The 16,117-nt window shown below is 63.6% G+C and carries 10 protein-coding genes; 7 read left to right on the top strand and 3 right to left on the bottom strand.

Features of this window, described 5'->3' with window-relative positions:
* Nucleotides 1-207: 207 nt before the first annotated feature.
* The 6 genes from ACVOL0_RS06360 (at nt 208) to ACVOL0_RS06335 (ending at nt 6,278) form a co-directional block, all read left to right on the top strand.
* Complete coding sequence (locus tag ACVOL0_RS06360) at nt 208-1,413, top strand: DUF418 domain-containing protein (protein WP_481548385.1); 1,206 nt, start codon at nt 208-210, stop codon at nt 1,411-1,413.
* A 26-nt stretch (nt 1,414-1,439) separates the two neighbouring features.
* Nucleotides 1,440-2,690: an FAD-dependent oxidoreductase gene (locus ACVOL0_RS06355; RefSeq protein WP_481548384.1), complete on the top strand. Its 1,251-nt coding sequence runs from the start codon at nt 1,440-1,442 to the stop codon at nt 2,688-2,690.
* Nucleotides 2,687-4,039, top strand: a complete 1,353-nt coding sequence (gene gorA, locus ACVOL0_RS06350; RefSeq protein ID WP_481548383.1) for a glutathione-disulfide reductase — start codon at nt 2,687-2,689, stop codon at nt 4,037-4,039. The genes ACVOL0_RS06355 and gorA overlap by 4 nt, the downstream gene beginning before the upstream one ends.
* Nucleotides 4,040-4,327: 288 nt before the next feature.
* Complete coding sequence (locus tag ACVOL0_RS06345; RefSeq protein ID WP_481548388.1) at nt 4,328-5,251, top strand: DMT family transporter; 924 nt, start codon at nt 4,328-4,330, stop codon at nt 5,249-5,251.
* Complete coding sequence (locus ACVOL0_RS06340; protein WP_481548382.1) at nt 5,248-5,592, top strand: MGMT family protein; 345 nt, start codon at nt 5,248-5,250, stop codon at nt 5,590-5,592. Before ACVOL0_RS06345 ends, ACVOL0_RS06340 begins: the two co-directional genes overlap by 4 nt.
* A gap of 41 nt (nt 5,593-5,633) precedes the next feature.
* The gene (locus ACVOL0_RS06335) at nt 5,634-6,278 is read left to right on the top strand and encodes a rhomboid family intramembrane serine protease (RefSeq protein ID WP_481548381.1); all 645 of its coding nucleotides are present in this window, start codon (nt 5,634-5,636) and stop codon (nt 6,276-6,278) included.
* Between the two features lie 190 nt (nt 6,279-6,468).
* Here the strand turns inward: ACVOL0_RS06335 and ACVOL0_RS06330 are convergent, their stop codons facing one another.
* The gene (locus tag ACVOL0_RS06330) at nt 6,469-8,478 is read right to left on the bottom strand and encodes a M13 family metallopeptidase (RefSeq protein WP_481548380.1); all 2,010 of its coding nucleotides are present in this window, start codon (nt 8,476-8,478) and stop codon (nt 6,469-6,471) included.
* Nucleotides 8,479-8,882: 404 nt separating this feature from the next.
* On the bottom strand, nt 8,883-10,982 hold the full coding sequence (locus tag ACVOL0_RS06325; protein ID WP_481548387.1) for a M13 family metallopeptidase: 2,100 nt from the start codon (nt 10,980-10,982) through the stop codon (nt 8,883-8,885).
* A 169-nt stretch (nt 10,983-11,151) separates the two neighbouring features.
* Here ACVOL0_RS06325 and ACVOL0_RS06320 point away from each other — a divergent pair, with 169 nt between their 5' ends.
* Nucleotides 11,152-12,753 (top strand): phytoene desaturase family protein, encoded by a 1,602-nt coding sequence (locus tag ACVOL0_RS06320; protein WP_481548379.1) that lies wholly within the window; start codon nt 11,152-11,154, stop codon nt 12,751-12,753.
* Between the two features lie 53 nt (nt 12,754-12,806).
* Here the strand turns inward: ACVOL0_RS06320 and ACVOL0_RS06315 are convergent, their stop codons facing one another.
* Entirely contained in the window at nt 12,807-15,896 is a 3,090-nt protein-coding gene (locus ACVOL0_RS06315) for a TonB-dependent receptor domain-containing protein (protein ID WP_481548378.1), read from the bottom strand.
* Between the last annotated feature and the right edge of the window lie 221 nt (nt 15,897-16,117).

Below are 16,117 nucleotides of genomic sequence, written 5' to 3'. Positions count from 1 at the left end.
CCCCCCCCCCCCCCCCCCCCCCCCGCCGCCCCGGCGGCGTGGCGGCCTGCCCCCCCCGCCCCCCCCCCCCCCCCCCCAAAGCTCCCCCCCCCCCCCCCCCCCCCCCCCCCGCCCCCCCCACTACAGATCGCAGGGCAAGCCTCTGCCGAGCATGGCTCGGCACTACATTGTTCCGGCGTGCTCTAATCGCGCACCTGTCGCTGAAGGATGTCGTCGTTGTCTACTTCTGCTTTCCAGCCTGTGGCGGCCAATGAACGCATCGCCAGCTTGGATGTGCTGCGTGGCTTTGCCTTGTTCGGCATTCTGCTGATGAACATGGAGGCCTTCAGTGGTCCGCTGGACATGTCCTTCACCGGCATCGATCCGCATTGGCTGGGCCGCGACTACTGGGCCGACGCCTTCGTCTACATCTTCGTGCAGGGCAAGTTCTTTACGCTGTTCTCGTTGCTGTTCGGTGCCGGCTTCGCGGTAATGGCGCAGCGGGCGGCAATTGCAGGGCGCGACTTCACCCGCTTCTATCTGCGTCGCAGCCTTGGCCTGCTGATCATCGGCGTGCTGCATGCGCTGTTGCTGTGGTCCGGTGACATCCTGGTCGCCTACGCGCTGCTGTCTTTCGTATTGCTGGCGTTCCGTGAGGCGCCACGCAGTTGGCTGCCGGCGCTGGGAACGATGGCCTATATGGGCGCAGCTGTACTGATGTTGTTGCTGGGCGCCTTGATGCAGTTTGCGCCCGCCGATGCTGCCAGCGCGCAGGCCTCCGCCGCAGCGAGCGCGATCGAAGCGCAGCGCCAGGCGTACGGGCATGGCAGTTATCTGCAGGCGGTCGCGCAGCGCCTGCATGACGTCGCGGCTTCCTTGGGGGCGTTGCTGGTTGTTGGCCCGCAGGTGCTGGGCATGTTCCTGATCGGCGCTTGGTTCGCGCGCAGTGGTGCCATTGCCGAGCCCGGACGCTACCCGCGCTTGTGGGCCGGCTTGCGCTGGTTGTTGCTGCCGATCGGCTTGGTGGTGATGTTGCTGAGCGTTTGGGTGCTGCCTTACAACGCCCCGGGACAATTCAACATGCGCAGCGCGGCTGCCTATGCACTGACTGCCATCGCCGGCTTGCTGATGTGTCTTGGCTATCTGGCCTGGGGCGTGCGCTGGAGTCGCCATCTGCAGTGGCTTGCGCCGGCCGGGCGCATGGCCTTGAGCAACTACCTGGGGCAGTCCCTGGCCTGCACCCTTGTCTTCTATGGCTATGGTTTGGCTTGGTTCGAGCAGATGGGGCGCGCATCGCAGCTGCTGTTTGCTGCCGGCCTGTTCGCTGTGCAGGTAGTGCTGAGCCGGGTATGGCTGCAGCGCTTCCAGTACGGGCCGGTGGAGTGGCTGTGGCGGGCGTTCACATACTTGCAATTGCCACCACTGCGACGCTGAAGCAGCGGCGGCAATAAAATGGCCGGGTGAACTCTCCCAAAGATGATGTCCTCATTGTTGGCGCCGGCGCCACCGGCCTTGCCACCGCCTTGGCGCTTGCCGAAGCTGGTCGGCAGGTGCGGGTGGTTGATGCGGGCCCATTGGGTGGCGCAACCTCGCACGGCAACTGCGGCACCATCACTCCCAGTCATGCGCCACCGCTGGCCGCACCTGGTGTACCGCTGCGCGCACTGCGCTGGATGCTGTCGCCGCAGGCGCCGCTGTATATCCCGCCACGTCTTGATCCTGCGCTTTGGCGCTGGCTGCTGAAGTTCGCTGCACGCTGCAATCGACAGGACTGGCTGCACAGCGCGCACGGGCGTGCCGCATTGTTGAACGATTCGCGGCGCCGTCTGGCCGATTGGGTGCAGCGCTACCAGCTGGACTGCGAGTTCGCCGAGAAGGGCTTGGACTATGTGTTCCGCCAGCAATGCAATTTCGATGCCTATGCAGCCGAATGCGGCGCCTTGGGAGACCTTGGCATCGCCACCGAGATCATCGACGGCAGCGATTACATTCACGCTGAGCCCGCCTTCAATGATGGCGTGGTCGGCGCGATCCGCTTTCCGGGCGATGCCAGTCTGCGCCCGGACCGTTACACCGCCGAACTGGGGCGGGTACTGCGTGCGCGCGGCGTGCAGATCGAAGAACACTGCGCGGTGCAATCCTTCGAGCCGTACGAGCATGGCGCGCGCGTGCATACCAATCGAGGTGCCCGCACCGCCGCTGAGCTGGTGCTGGCGACCGGCGCGTGGTCTCCACCGCTGGCCGCCAAGTTGGGGCTGCGCGTCCCGATCCAGGCAGGCAAGGGCTACTCCATCACTGGCAGCTGCCCGGTGCAGGTGCCGAGCCGGCCGGTGGTGCTGAAGGATCGTTCGGTATTTGTGATTGGCTGGGCTGAGCAGATGCGCCTGGGAGGCACGATGGAGTTCTCCGGGCAGGACCGCCGTTTGAACCGGACCCGCTTGCAGGCACTGGAGCAGGCTGCGCGGCAGTACCTGCGCCATCCAATCGGCGAGTTCATCCATGAACGCTGGTATGGCTGGCGGCCGATGACCTGGGATGACATGCCGATACTGGGGCGTTCGCCTGCGCATGCTCACATATGGCTAGCAGCTGGTCATGGCATGCTCGGCATCAGCATGAGCAGTGGGAGCGGACAACTGATGGCTGATTTGATAACCGGGCAAACGCCCGCAATCGACCCTGCGCCGTATCGCGCGGAGCGCTTCCAATGAGTGCGCGCAACTACGACGTGGTGGTGTTGGGGGGCGGCTCGGGTGGCTTGGCAGCTGCGTTCCGCGCAGCATCCTACGGCGCCAAAGTGGCGATGCTGGAGCCGGCACCCTTGGGTGGCACCTGCGTCAACGTGGGTTGTGTGCCGAAGAAGGCGATGTGGTTGGCCGCGGATCTGGCTGAGCGTATTGGATTGGCACGCCAGATCGGTTTCGATGTGCCGGCCGAACCGGCCTTGGCGTGGTCGACCTTGTTGGATCGACGCCAGCGGTACATCGCCAATATCCATGCCAGTTATCAGCAGCGGCTTGATGAAACCGGTGTCGTGCGTATCAGCAACCGCGGGCATCTGATCGATCCGCATACGGTGCAATGCGAGGATGGAACCCAGTTCCGTGCCGGGCACATCGTCATTGCTACCGGCGCGCATCCGCTCAAGCCCGAGTTGCCGGGCGCAGAGTTGGGTGGTGTTTCGGATGATTTCTTCGCGTTGCAGGCGCGGCCGGATCGCGTTGCCCTGGTAGGCGGTGGCTATATCGCGGTGGAACTTGCCGGCGTATTACGTGCCTTGGGTAGCGAGGTTGCCTTGCTGGTACGTGGGCAGCGCTTGCTGGACAAGTTTGACGCGGAAGTATCGGATCAGCTGGCGGAGAACCTGCGCCAGCAGGGCGTAGAGTTGCACTTCGGCTGCAAGCTGGAGGCGCTGCAGCGGCAGCAGCAACAGATCCGCGCGCAGTTGCACAACGGCCCGGAACAGGCTGTGTTCGATACGGTGCTTTTCGCTACCGGGCGTGGCCCGAACACAAAGGGGCTTGGTTTGGAGCAGGCTGGCGTGAGGCTGGGCGAGAAGGGCCAGATCGAAGTGGACGATTACCAGAACACCTCGGTGCCGGGCATCTATGCGGTTGGCGACGTTACCGGCCGGGTGACCCTGACGCCGGTTGCGATTGCAGCGGCGCGCAGGTTGATGGATCGCGTGCTGGGCGGGCAGGCTGAGGCCAGGCTCGACTACGAGAATGTTCCCAGCGTTGTGTTCGCGCATCCGCCGCTGGGCAGTGTCGGCCTGAGCGAGGAAGAGGCGAGCAAGCGCTTTGGCAAGGTGAACACCTATTACAGCCGCTTCCGGCCGATGCTGCAGGCGTTGGGGCAGGGCGAGGTGCGCAGCCTGTTCAAGATGGTCTGTGCTGGAGAGGATGAAAAGGTGGTTGGCATCCACCTGCTGGGCGATGGAGCCGACGAAATCCTGCAAGGGTTTGCGGTGGCAGTGAAGGCCGGGGTGACGCGCAGGCAGATGGAAGACACGGTGGCGATTCATCCGACTTCGGCTGAGGAAGTTGTTTTGATGCGTTGAAGTGAGGGGGCTGGAGCAACAGCGTGAAAGCACCCCTCCTCAATCCTCCCCTGCGCTGCGCGCAAGGGAGGAGGCTGATCCTGAAGATGCCGACAATGCGTTTGCTACCTCCTTTTGCCATAGGCAAGGGCAGGGTTGGCGAGGGGGGCCGTTGACCTTGCTTCTGCTCCGGTAGAGCCCTTGGTCCTACCCGGCAGCCACGTCCAAATCCCGCAGCGCCCATAATGGAAAGCCATCTCCCCCGGATGCCGTAACACCGTGACTGTCCCAGCCAAGCGCGAGCCCGCCATGGCCGCGCCACTATTGCCCACCAGCTCTCGCCGCCTGTTGATCAGCGGTCTGTTGCTGGCCGCCACCGGTGCCATCGCCGCGTCCGGCAAGGCGGTGATCGTCAAGCTCGCCTACCGGCATGGTGCCGACGCCACTGCCTTGCTTGCGCTGCGGATGATGGTCGCGTTCCCGTTCTTCATCGCCATGGGTATGTGGGCGGGGAGGCGCGCGCAGCCGCTGTCGATCGGTGATCGTTGGCGGGTCCTGCTGCTCGGCTTCAGCGGCTATTACCTGTCCAGCTATCTGGATTTCCTCGGCCTGCAATACATCAGTGCCACCTTGGAACGGCTGATCCTGTATCTCAGCCCCACCTTGGTGGTGCTGATCGCCTTGGTGGTGCTCAAGCAGCGGCCCACCCGCATCCAGGTGGCGGCCTTGCTGGTCAGCTACCTCGGCGTATTGCTGGCTTTCGGCCATGACATCCAGCTTGAAGGCCGGCGTACCCTGATCGGCTCGGCGCTGGTGTTCGCCAGTGCGCTCAGTTACGCGGTGTATCTGTTCGGCAGTGGCCAGGCGGTGGTACGGATCGGCGCGGTGCGCCTGACCGCTTACGCCAGCATGGTGGCCTGCGTGCTGTGCATCGGCCAGTACCTGCTGTTCCAGCCGTGGGCTGCATTGTGGGAATACGCGCCGCCGGTGTATTGGCTGTCGCTGCTCAACGGTACGGTCTGTACCGTCTTGCCGGTGCTGGCGATCATGATCGGGGTCAAGCGGATTGGTTCCTCGCTGGCCGCACAGGTGAGTATGCTGGGGCCGGTTTCCACGATTGTGCTCAGTGTATGGCTGCTCGACGAACCGATGGGAATTTGGCAAAGCGCCGGGACGGTGCTGGTGCTGCTGGGCGTGCTGCTGGTGGGCAGCGGCGTGGCGAAGAAACGATGAGTCACGAGGCCAGTGCCGCCGCCGGTCATGCGCGCATCCTTGAAGCCATCCGTGCCATCCCACGCGGGCAGGTGCTTGGCTACGGCGAAGTCGCGGCCAAGGCCGGACTGCCTGGCAGGGCCCGGTTGGTGGCGCGTCTGCTGGGCAGCAATGACGATCCGGAGCTGCCCTGGCACCGGGTGCTGCGCTCGGATGGCCGCATCGCCATGCCCGAGGGCTCGCGCGGTTGGCGCGAACAGAGTCAAAGGCTGCGGGCCGAGGGCGTGGCGGTAGAGAACGGCCGGGTGAAACGGCCCAGACCGGCGCGCAGCCTGGACGAGGCGATCTGGGGCCCGGGCTAGCCGCTGCGGCTATGATGTAGCCAGTTTCCCCGGATGCCACCATGTTCCCGCGCCTACCCAAGATCACCCAGACGCTGCTGATCGCCAACGTCGTCCTGTTCCTGCTGCAGCAGCTTCCACAGACGGCTGGCATCTTTACCCAACTGATGCTGTGGCCCTTGGGCTCGCAGCAGTTCTTCGCTGATTCGCCTGGTTTCGAACCGTGGCAGCTGTTGAGCTATGGCTTCCTGCATGGCAGTTTCGGCCATCTGTTCTTCAACATGCTGGCGCTTTTCATGTTCGGCGCGCCGTTGGAGGCAACCTGGGGCGAGAAACGCTTCCTGACCTATTACATGGTCTGCGTGGTTGGCGCCGGTCTGTGCCAGTTGCTGGTGGCGGCGTTTGCCGGTGAGTACAACCCGGTACTGGGTGCCTCTGGTGGCGTGTTCGGCCTGCTGTTGGCCTATGGCATGTTGTTCCCGAACCAGCGGGTGATGTTGCTGTTCCCGCCTATCCCGATGAAGGCGCGTACTTTCGTGGTCGTGTTCGGTGCGATTGAGCTGTTGCTGGGTTTTACCGGTTGGCAGCCTGGCGTGGCCCACTTCGCCCACCTGGGCGGCATGCTGTTTGGCTGGTTGCTGATCCGCTACTGGCGCGGGCAACCGCCGTTCAACAAGCGCGGCCCGCACCTGCGCCGGGTCAAATAACAAGACCGTAGTGGGGGGGGCGGGGGGGGCCGGCGGGGCGGGCGGCGGCGGCGCCCCCCGCCCCCGCGGCCCCCCCCCCCCGCCCCCCCCCCCCCCCCCCCCCCCCCCCCCCCCCCCCCCCCCCCCCCCACTACAGTGAAAACGCAAAAAGGCGCGGAATCCGCGCCTTTTTGCTTCCTTCAATTCCGCATCAACGCCAGATCCTGATCTGCTCGGCGTCGGTGCGCTGCATCGGCTGGCCCGGCTTGCAGCTGAAGCTGGCGCCAAACTCCGGCAGGTTGGACAGTGGAGCATTGCTGCGCCAACGGCCTGGCGCGCGCACGTCGGTACGCAGGCGCTGCACGGCTTCGTTCGGTGACAGCTGCTGTGCCCACAGACTGGCCCAGCCCTTGAAGAAGTCCTGCTTGTCGGCCGGCTTGGCATCGGCCTGTGCGGCACTGAAGGCTTCCAGCGCGATTTCCATGCCCGACAGGTCAGCCATGTTCTCGTCGCGGGTCAGCTCGCCATTGACCTTGGCGTCCTTGACGCCCGGGAACGGGTAGGCGCTGTATTGCGCGGCGACGCGGTTGCCGAGCAGGGTCCAGGCGCTCTTGTCGGCTGGCGTCCACCAGCTGCGCAGCTCGCCCCTGGCGTCGATCATCGCGCCCTTGACGTCGATGGCGCGGCTGATTTCATGCGCCACCAGGCCACCGAAGGCGCCGAACTTCTCGGCATTGCTGGCGTTGCTGGCAAAGATCGGGCCCTGCAGTGCGGCAGCAGTCACGATCAAACGGTTCTGGGCGATGTCGTAAGCGATCGACGGCTGCTGCGGCAGCACGTCCCAGCGGCGGTCGGCATTGCCCTTGCCGATGCGCTTCATTTCCTGGGCGTGGCGCCAGGTGGAAGCGATCAGGATGTTGCCGCCGAAGCTGCCGCGACCCATCGGCTGTACGGTGTAGTCCAGGTCGCGCAGCGGGGTGCCGATCTCGATCTTCATCGCGGCCAGCTTGGCTTCGGCTTCGGTCTTGGCCTCGGCACTGAGCCAGCTGCTGCGCTTGACCGCGGCGATCTGTGCTTCACGGACCTGGTCGACCATGATGCCGGCCTGGCGGCGGGTGTCACGGTTGATATAGGACGCGGCGTATTCGTGACCCAGCATCGGGCCGGCAGCGACGTTGATGGCGTCGAGCACGGCGTCCGGACGCGATGGCGCGATGGTCTGGCCACGCAACACGCGGCCGCGGAATTCAAACTCGGCGTCACGGTAGGCCTTGGACAGGTACGGTGCCATCGAGTCGCCCACGCGCCAGCGCAGATAGGCCTTCCACTGATTGGCCGGCAGGCTGTTGACCATGCCGTTGAGTTGCTGGAACAGGGCCGGGTCGGCCAGCGAAACCAGATCGTCGTTCACGCCCTGCGCCTTCAGGAAGGCGTCCAGCTGCAGGTTGCGGTAGCGGCTGTTGAGGTCCTTGGTGGAGACCGGCGCGTAGTTGTTGAACGGGTTGTTGATATCGGCCACCGAGTGGGCGCTGCGCGCCAGCTCGGTTTCCAGCTGGATGACCAGCGCCGATTCGGCATCAAGCTGCGCGGCCGGGGTGCCGGTCAGCGCCAGGATCTGCTTCACATAGGCCCGGTAGCGGCCCATCAGCGCGACGGTGTCGGCATCGGTACGGGTGTAGAACGCCGGGTCCGGCAGGCCGGTGCCGCCCTGCATGAAGTAGCCGATGTGGCGGTCCAGCGCCTTCAGGTCCACGTCCGGGGCGAAGTTGAACGCCACCGGGATGCCGACCTGGTGCAGTGCGGCGATTGAGGCGGGGATGTCCTTGGCCTTCTTGATGGCGTTGATGCGGGTCAGCAGCGGGGCGATCGGTTTGGAGCCATCGGCTTCCACCGCTGCCTCATCCAGGCCGCTGGCCCAGAAGTCGCCGAGCAGCTTCTGTACGTTGCCCTGCGGGGCGGTCATCGACCGATCCAGCAACTGGCGCTGCTGGGTGCGGGTGTTGTCGGCCAGCGTACCGAGGGCGCTGACCGCGCCGGTCTGCGGCACCGGGTTGGCCTTGAGCCAGTTGCTGTTGGTGGTTTCGTAGAAATCCGTACAGGCTGCGCTCACTGCCGGTGCCCGTGCCGCAGGCTTCTTGCGGGCGGCCTGCGCATCGTTGGTGGACAGCACGGTCACCAGGGAGAAGGCCAGGGCCAGGGTAAGTGGGCGAACGTTGGGCATGTGGTGCATATCCGCAGAAGGACAAAGTGGGCGGAGTTTAACAAGCTGGCGGCGGAATGGTGCCGGGGCAGGGCACGGAATTGGGTACTGCATCAAAACCGGTGGTTGTAGGAGCGGCGTGAGCCGCGAAGCTGGTGGTGCGGAGGCTGCTATTGATGGTTGCAATCTGATGGCGTGCGGGTTTCGCGGCTGATGCCGTTCCCACCAGCGAAGCCCGCGACTCTGTAGGAGTGGCGCAAGCCGCGAAGCCACTGCAGTGAAACAGTCAGCACCGTCGGGATTGCGTTGATTCCTGGTGCTTTGGGTCTGGTCAGCTTCGCGGCTTACGCCGCTCCTACAAAACGTTGGAAAGAAGAAGGCCCGGCAATGCCGGGCCTTCTTCGGGTCTCACTGCGGGGCAGCGATTACCAGATCACTACCTGCTTGTCGCCGGTGCGAACCATCGGCGAACCGGCCTTGCACTGGAACGCAGCAGCGAAGGTCGGCAGGTTCGATGGCGCACCCATGGCACGGAACTGCGCCGGGGCGTGCGGGTCGGTGGCCAGGCGGACCTTGGCGTTTTCGGCGGTGTACTTGGTGCGCCACACGGTGGCCCAGTTGAAGAAGAAGCGCTGGTCGCGGGTGAAGCCGTCAACCTTTGCGTCTTCCTTGCCGGCCGAGGCCTTCTGCAGGGCGTCGTAGGCCGTGGCCAGGCCACCCAGGTCGGCGATGTTCTCGCCCAGGGTCAGCGAACCATTGACGTGCTGGTCGCCCACCTTGTACTCGTTGAACTGCTTGACCAGCTTGCCGGTCAGGCCTGAGAAGCCCTTGGAGTCTGCCGGGGTCCACCAGTTCTCGAAGTTGCCGGTCGGGCCGAAACGGCTGCCCTGATCGTCGTAACCGTGGGTCATTTCGTGGCCGATGACCGCACCGATGCCGCCGTAGTTCAAGGCGTCGTCGGCATTCGGATCGAAGAACGGCGGCTGCAGGATGGCGGCTGGGAACACGATCTCGTTCTGCAGCGGGTTGTAGTAGGCATTGACGGTCTGCGGGGTCATGCCCCACTCGGTCTTGTCGACCGGCTGGCCGATCTTGGCCAGTGCCCACTTGTAGTTGAACGCGTTGGCAGCGCGCACGTTGCCCAGATAGTCATCGTGGGTGGTGCTCAGGCCGCTCCAGTCACGCCACTTGTCCGGGTAACCGATCTTCGGAGTGAAGGTCTCCCACTTGGCAATGGCCTTGGCCTTGGTTTCGTCGCTCATCCAGGTCAGGTTCTGGATGCGGTCCTTCAGCGCGCCGGCCAGGTTCTTGACCAGCTCCTCCATCTTGGCCTTGGACTCGGGCGAGAAGGCGACCTTGACGTACATCTGGCCGAAGGCATCGCCAGCGTCGTTCTCAATGGTGCCCAGGACCTGCTTCCAGCGCGGCTTGATTTCCTTCTGGCCGTTCAGTTCCTTGCCGTAGAACGCGTAGTTCTCCTGCACGAACTCATTGCTCAGGTACGGTGCGGCGCCGTCCACGGTGTGGAAACGCAGGTAGGCGCGCCAGGCTGCCGGGTCGGTGTCAGCCAGCATCTTGCTCACTTCCGCGTGGAAGGCCGGCATCGCCAGCGAGAACTTCTCCGGCGCGGCAATGCCTTGGGCCTGGAAGAACGCGGTCCAGCTGAAGTTCGGGGTCAGCTTGTCGGCATCAGCCACGGTGACCGGGTTGTAGTACAGCGAGACGTCGCGCGACAGCTCAACGCTGGACTTGGAGGCCTTGGCCAGGCGGGTTTCAAACTTGATCACGTCCTCGGCCTGCTTGGCAGCGTCGGCCGCGGCCACGCCGCTCAGTTCCAGCACCTTGGCCACGTGGGCCTTGTAGGCGTTGAGCTTGTCGGCCTTGCTGGCATCGGTGTAGTAGGTGGTGTCCGGCAGACCCAGGCCGCCCTGGCTGGCGTAGGCCATGTTCATGGTCGAGTTCTTGAAGTCTGCTTCCGGGCCGAAGCCGAACAGGAAGTTCTCGCCCTTGGCAGCGGTGCTGCGCAGGTAATCAGCCAGCGCGGCGGTGTCCTGCAGGCCATCAATCGCGGCCAGATCGGCCTTCAGCGGGGTGATGCCCAGGCTGTTGATCTTGGCTTCGTCCATGCCGGCGGCCCAGAAGTCGCCGACGATCTTCTCGATGCCGGTGGCGTTCTTCATCGCCGCGGCCTGCTCGGCCAACTGGTGCTGCACGGCAACCGAACGCTCGTCGAGGATGGTGAAGGCGCCCCAGCTGGTGCGGTCGGCCGGGATTTCATTGGCATTGAGCCATTTTTCGTTCACGTAGCCGTTGAAATCGGTACATGCGTCCTTGCTGGCATCCAGATCAGCGGCGGTGAAGGCGTTGTAGGCCGGCAGCTTGGATTCGTCCAGCTTCAGCTCATTGGCGGCGGCAGGAGCAGCGGCGGGAGCTGCTGCCGGGGCTTTGTCTTCCTGCTTGGGGCAACCGGTCAGCACGGCGGCGACGGCCAGCGACAGCAGGAGAATCTGGGGTTTGCGAACGATCACGGGAAAGGCCTCCGGGCCGGTTTCAAAGCATGAGTGGGGCCACGGAGTCCGGGGCCGAAGCAGGAAGATACGCCTGAAACCGATGAGGAAGGGGTGTAGAAGGTCATGGGTCGTGGCGGGGGTATTCCTATGGGCGGCGGCGATGGGCCAATGCTATACAGCAGCAATGACCAAGACATCGAGCAAGCAGTGGGACGCGATCCTGATCGGCGGCGGCCATAACGGCCTGGTGTGTGCGGCCTACCTGGCCAAGGCCGGCAAGCGTGTATTGGTACTGGAGCGGCGTGCGGTGGTGGGAGGTGCCGCGGTCACCGAGGAGTTCCATCCTGGCTTCCGCAACTCGGTGGCCTCTTATACGGTGTCGCTGCTGCAGCCCAAGGTTATCGCCGAACTGGAGCTGGAACGGCATGGGCTGCGGGTGGTCTCGCGCAAGCTCAACAACTTCCTGCCGCTGGGCGACGGTGAGTACCTGTTGGCCGGTGGCGGGCGCACCGCCGAACAGGTTGCACGCTTCTCCGCACGCGATGCGGCACGCTTGCCCGAGTACGAGCAGCGCTTGGAGATCTTCGCTGACGTGCTGCGTGCGCAGGCACTGCAGGCACCGCCCAATATCAGCGGTACCAGTTGGCTGCGTGCCTTGCCTGAACTATGGAAGGCCGGGCAACTCGGCCGGCAGCTGCAGCGTCTGGACCCGGGGTTGCAACAGGAGTTGATGGATCTGTTCACGATCTCCGCGGCCGAATACCTGGATCGTTGGTTTGAAAGTGCACCGATCAAGGCCTTGTTCGGCTTCGATGGCATCGTCGGCAACTACGCCAGCCCCTATGCGCCGGGCACTGCCTACGTGTTGTTGCATCACGTGTTTGGTGAAAGCAATGGCGTCAAAGGTGCATGGGGACATGCGATCGGTGGCATGGGGGCGATCACCCAGGCGATGGCGCGTGCTGCGGTCGAAGCCGGTGTTGAAATTCGTACCGATGCAGCAGTAGGCAAAGTACTTGTCGAGCAAGGGCGAGCGGCAGGTGTGGTGCTGGTGAATGGCGAGGTGCTGCGTGGCAGCGCCATCGTTGCCAGCGTCAATCCGAAGCTGTTGTACGAGCGACTGTTCGATCCCGCCGATGTGCCGGCGACTACGCTGGAGCGCATGGCCAACTGGCGCTGTGGCTCCGGAACATTCCGCATGAACGTGGCGCTGTCGAAGCTGCCTGAGTTCAGGGTGCTGCCCGGGGAGGGTGATCACCTGACCGCCGGCATCATCATCGCTCCGAGCCTGGAGTACATGGATCGCGCCTACCTGGATGCACGCCAGCATGGCTGGTCACGCGAACCGGTAGTCGAGATGCTGATCCCCAGCACACTGGACGATTCATTGGCGCCGCCCGGGCAGCACGTGGCCAGCCTGTTCTGCCAACACGTGGCCCCGCAGCTGTCGGATGGGCGCAGCTGGGATGATCATCGCGAAGAAGTGGCCGATCTGATGATCGCCACTGTCGATAGACATGCGCCGGGATTTGCTGTTTCAGTACTCGGCCGGCAGATCATGAGTCCGCTGGACCTTGAGCGGACCTTCGGCTTGATCGGTGGCGACATCTTCCATGGTGCGCTGAGCTTGAATCAGTTGTTCAGTGCGCGGCCGATGCTGGGTCAGGCAGGGTACAAGGGCGCGTTGCCGGGTTTGTACCTTTGTGGCTCGGGTACGCACCCGGGTGGCGGGGTTACCGGCGCGCCTGGGCACAACGCGGCGCGGGTAATTCTGGGGGATGCCTGAAATCATGAAAGCCCGGCAAATGCAGGGCTTTCTCTTCAAACCCATCCAGTGCATTACTGGAAGGTGTAACGCATGGACAGCATGAAGCGCCGGCCCAACGAGTCAAGCACGTACGGGAAGGGACCGATGTTGTCGGCCAGATTGATGACTGCCAGGTTCAGGCGCATGTTGTCGGTGAAACGGTAGCCGATGTTCGCATCCCACGTGGCCCAGCTGTCACGGACGAAGTACTGGCGGCTTTCTGGCGTGGCCACCAGACTGAACTGTGCGCTGCTGGTGTAGTTCGCCGCGAAGCCTGTACTCCAGTTGCCGATCTTGTGCTGAGCAGTCCAACGGAACTGGCGCTTCGGCTCATTGAAGGTGCCGACCTGTTCCACGAATGGGACCTCCGCATTGGCGGCTTGACCGCGGTTCTTCGGCATGTAGCCGTAGAAGCCAAGATCCAGGCGGCCGAAGCGGTCCATCTCCAGGCGGTAGTCCACTTCGGCAGTCCAGCCGCGGAACATCAGGACCGGGCCATTGCCGAACTGGGTCTTGATGTCGGTGGCCGCAGCGGTGATCGGATCACGGGTAACCAGGCTGCAGAAGCGGTTGGCATTGGCGACATCGCTGGCGTTGAAGTTAGGGTTGTCAAAGCAGCCGGTGATGATGTCGTTTGGGCTGAGTGCGGTGATTACATCGGTGATTTCGATGTCATACCAGTCAGCGGCAACACGCAGACGGTTCAGCCATTTCGGGGTGAGGACGATGCCGGCGGTCCACGATTTGGCCTTCTCGTTCTTCAGACCGGTGTAGCCATTGCTGGAACCCAGCGTGTTGGTCGGCGAGGCGACGAAGGACGACGGATTCACGCTCGGATAGGCCGCGAAGAATGCCTCACAGTTGCGGCGACGAACGGTTGGGTTGCTGCCGCCGTCAATTGCTGCGGTGGAGCACACTTCCGGGATGTTGTAGTAGGCGGGCTGCTGGTTCGTATACAGCTCGGCGATTGAGGGCGCGCGCATCGACTGGGTCTTGTTGCCGCGCAGCTGGATGCCGGCGAACGGCTCGTACTGCAGGCCGTAGGTGTAGGCCGTGAAGCCGCCGGCGACCGAGTTGTCAACGCGGCGAACCTTGCCGGTGATATCCAGACGATGCAGGCCCTGCAGACCCCACTCGGGATTGAACAGCGGAGCCAGTAACTCGCTGAACACTTCATCGGTGTTGTACTCGCCGTGCGCGGACTGGATCGGCACCGAGCGGCCCTGACCCAGGCGCTGATACTCGCTGGGGGTGAAAGAGCCTTCTTCGCGACGGTGTTCATAGCCGCCGGCGACAGCGAACTCGCCGCCTGGCAAGTCGAACAGGCCGCCGGTGGCAGAGACATTGAACACGGTTTGACGCGTCTGCGCCTTGGCGACGGTATTGGTGGAAACGTAGTCCAGCGCTTCGCGCGATGCCTGCTTCTCGCCGAACAGGTTGAGTGGACGACAGGCGGCGTCGACGGTGGTGCCGGCGGCGGCTTCGTCGCAGACGATATTGCCCGAAGCCTCGCGCTTGACGTTGATGGCGTTGATGAAGTTCTGCTGGATCAGGCCGGTGCCGAGGTAGTCGAAGTCACCGCGGCCACGAACAACGCTGGCTTGCCAGTTGAAATTGCGATCACCAAGGACGAAGTAACCATCGGCGCCGATGACGGCACGGGTCAGGCGGGTGTCGGTGCTGGCGTTGTTCATGCTCAGGTCGCGCGAGGAGCGCGACAGGCGAAACTCGGTGATGCCGTTGTCAGCCAGTATCTTGCGTGACTCCTCACTCAAATACGGGTTGTTGGCCTTGAACAGCAGGGCACCGCTCAGTGCGCCGGTGCCGTCGACGCCTGCGCGGCCAAAGGAGATCGCGTTGTAGGTGTTCTGGTCCAGGGTTTCGCGCGCGGTGGCTTCGTAGCGGGACAGTTCGAAGAAACCGCTTACAGCGTCGTTGAACTGGAAGCTGCCGTTGGCATGGACGGTGCGACGTTCGAGGTCGGCGATCAGCGGCACCGTCTCGTTGAGATTCAGGCCGTCACCACCCGAGGCGTTGCCGCCGGCGTAGCTTGTACCCGGGTTGAACGCGACGAGCTTGCCGGTGTTGTCGAACTGCCACAGTTTGTTGTCCGGGCCGAAGCCGGCAATCGCGCCGAGAGGATCGCGGGTGTAGCGGGCGATATTGGGCAATACCAGGCCACCGAAGCTCATGCTGGCGATACGGCGGTTCCGGATCCATATCTGGTCGGCAATGCCATCACGCGGGCCGGCGTTGAAAGGGATGCCACCATCGATACGGCCATCATTGGCTGGGGTGCGCCCCGGCTGCCAGCTGGCTGCGAGACCTGCGTTCGGGTTGGCTTGCAGGCTGTAGCCCTTGCGATAGAAGTCGCGCTGCAGGGCATTGACGCCTTCGCTGTTGTCCAGCTCGGCGGCGATTGTGATGTTGCCGCGGTCGGCGGCGAAATTGGTACCGAAAATGGCCGCCCACGAGTAACGGTCATTGTCCTGCTTGCTGGTTGTGCCGTAGCCCAGCTCGACTTCCGCACCCTGGAACCTGTCGCGCAGGATGATGTTGGTGACACCGGAAATGGCGTCGGAACCATAAGTAGGAGCGCCGCCGACGCTCAGGTTCTCAATGCGGTCGACCATGATGCTGGGAATGGCGTTCATGTCGACCTGGATACCGGAGCCGCCACCGGCGCCGAAAATGGTCGGTGGTGTAGAAGTGACATAGCGCCTGCCGTTGACCAGGGTCAGCAGGCGGTTGCTACCCAGGCCGAAGCGACTGGCAAAGTTCACACCAGCACCAAAGCTTGCCTGATTGCTACGCGAGCTGACGCCGGCGGAAATGCCCGGCACCGTGGTCAGTGCATCGATCAGGTTGGTCTGGCCATAGGCTTCCATGGCCTCACGGGAGACAACAGCAGCCGGTTCAAGCGTATCGAAGCCGGCGCGATGGATGCGCGAGCCAGTAACCGTGATCCGGTCAAGCAGGGTTGCTTCGGTGTTCCCGGCGCTCTTTTCGGCTTCAGCGGCAGCGGAGTCCTGCGCGAATGCCGGTCCAGCTACTGCAACGAGAACCGCTGATGTCAGTGCCAGGCTCAGTGGGGTGCGGCTGAGCGACGTGTGATTTGCCATCTACATCTCCCTCATGGAGTCGTTGTTGTCGGCCTTGGCTTGATTGCGGCCAGGGGTCATCCTTGTTTTGAGCAAGGTTCCATTTGTCTGGAACCGGTTGTTGATGGCCGACAGAAGAACTGTCTTTCCGGCTCGGATGTGCGGTGTAAGTTCATGAAATTGGTCACTAAATGTTTATCTCCGTGTGGCTTGAGGCCTTCATCGGCAAAGGCCTTGATGGG

The organism is Stenotrophomonas sp. STEN021 (assembly GCF_056760175.1).
This window is presented reverse-complemented; position numbering and strand designations above follow the sequence as displayed.

Excerpts from the sequence above, each read along its gene's own strand:
- ACVOL0_RS06330 (WP_481548380.1), bottom strand. The coding sequence starts at position 8,478 with ATGCCCAACGTTCGCCCACTTACCCTGGCCCTGGCCTTCTCCCTGGTG.
- ACVOL0_RS06320 (WP_481548379.1), top strand. The coding sequence starts at position 11,152 with ATGACCAAGACATCGAGCAAGCAGTGGGACGCGATCCTGATCGGCGGC.
- ACVOL0_RS06340 (WP_481548382.1), top strand. The coding sequence starts at position 5,248 with ATGAGTCACGAGGCCAGTGCCGCCGCCGGTCATGCGCGCATCCTTGAA.
- ACVOL0_RS06315 (WP_481548378.1), bottom strand. The coding sequence starts at position 15,896 with ATGGCAAATCACACGTCGCTCAGCCGCACCCCACTGAGCCTGGCACTG.
- ACVOL0_RS06335 (WP_481548381.1), top strand. The coding sequence starts at position 5,634 with ATGTTCCCGCGCCTACCCAAGATCACCCAGACGCTGCTGATCGCCAAC.
- gorA (WP_481548383.1), top strand. The coding sequence starts at position 2,687 with ATGAGTGCGCGCAACTACGACGTGGTGGTGTTGGGGGGCGGCTCGGGT.
- ACVOL0_RS06360 (WP_481548385.1), top strand. The coding sequence starts at position 208 with ATGTCGTCGTTGTCTACTTCTGCTTTCCAGCCTGTGGCGGCCAATGAA.
- ACVOL0_RS06345 (WP_481548388.1), top strand. The coding sequence starts at position 4,328 with ATGGCCGCGCCACTATTGCCCACCAGCTCTCGCCGCCTGTTGATCAGC.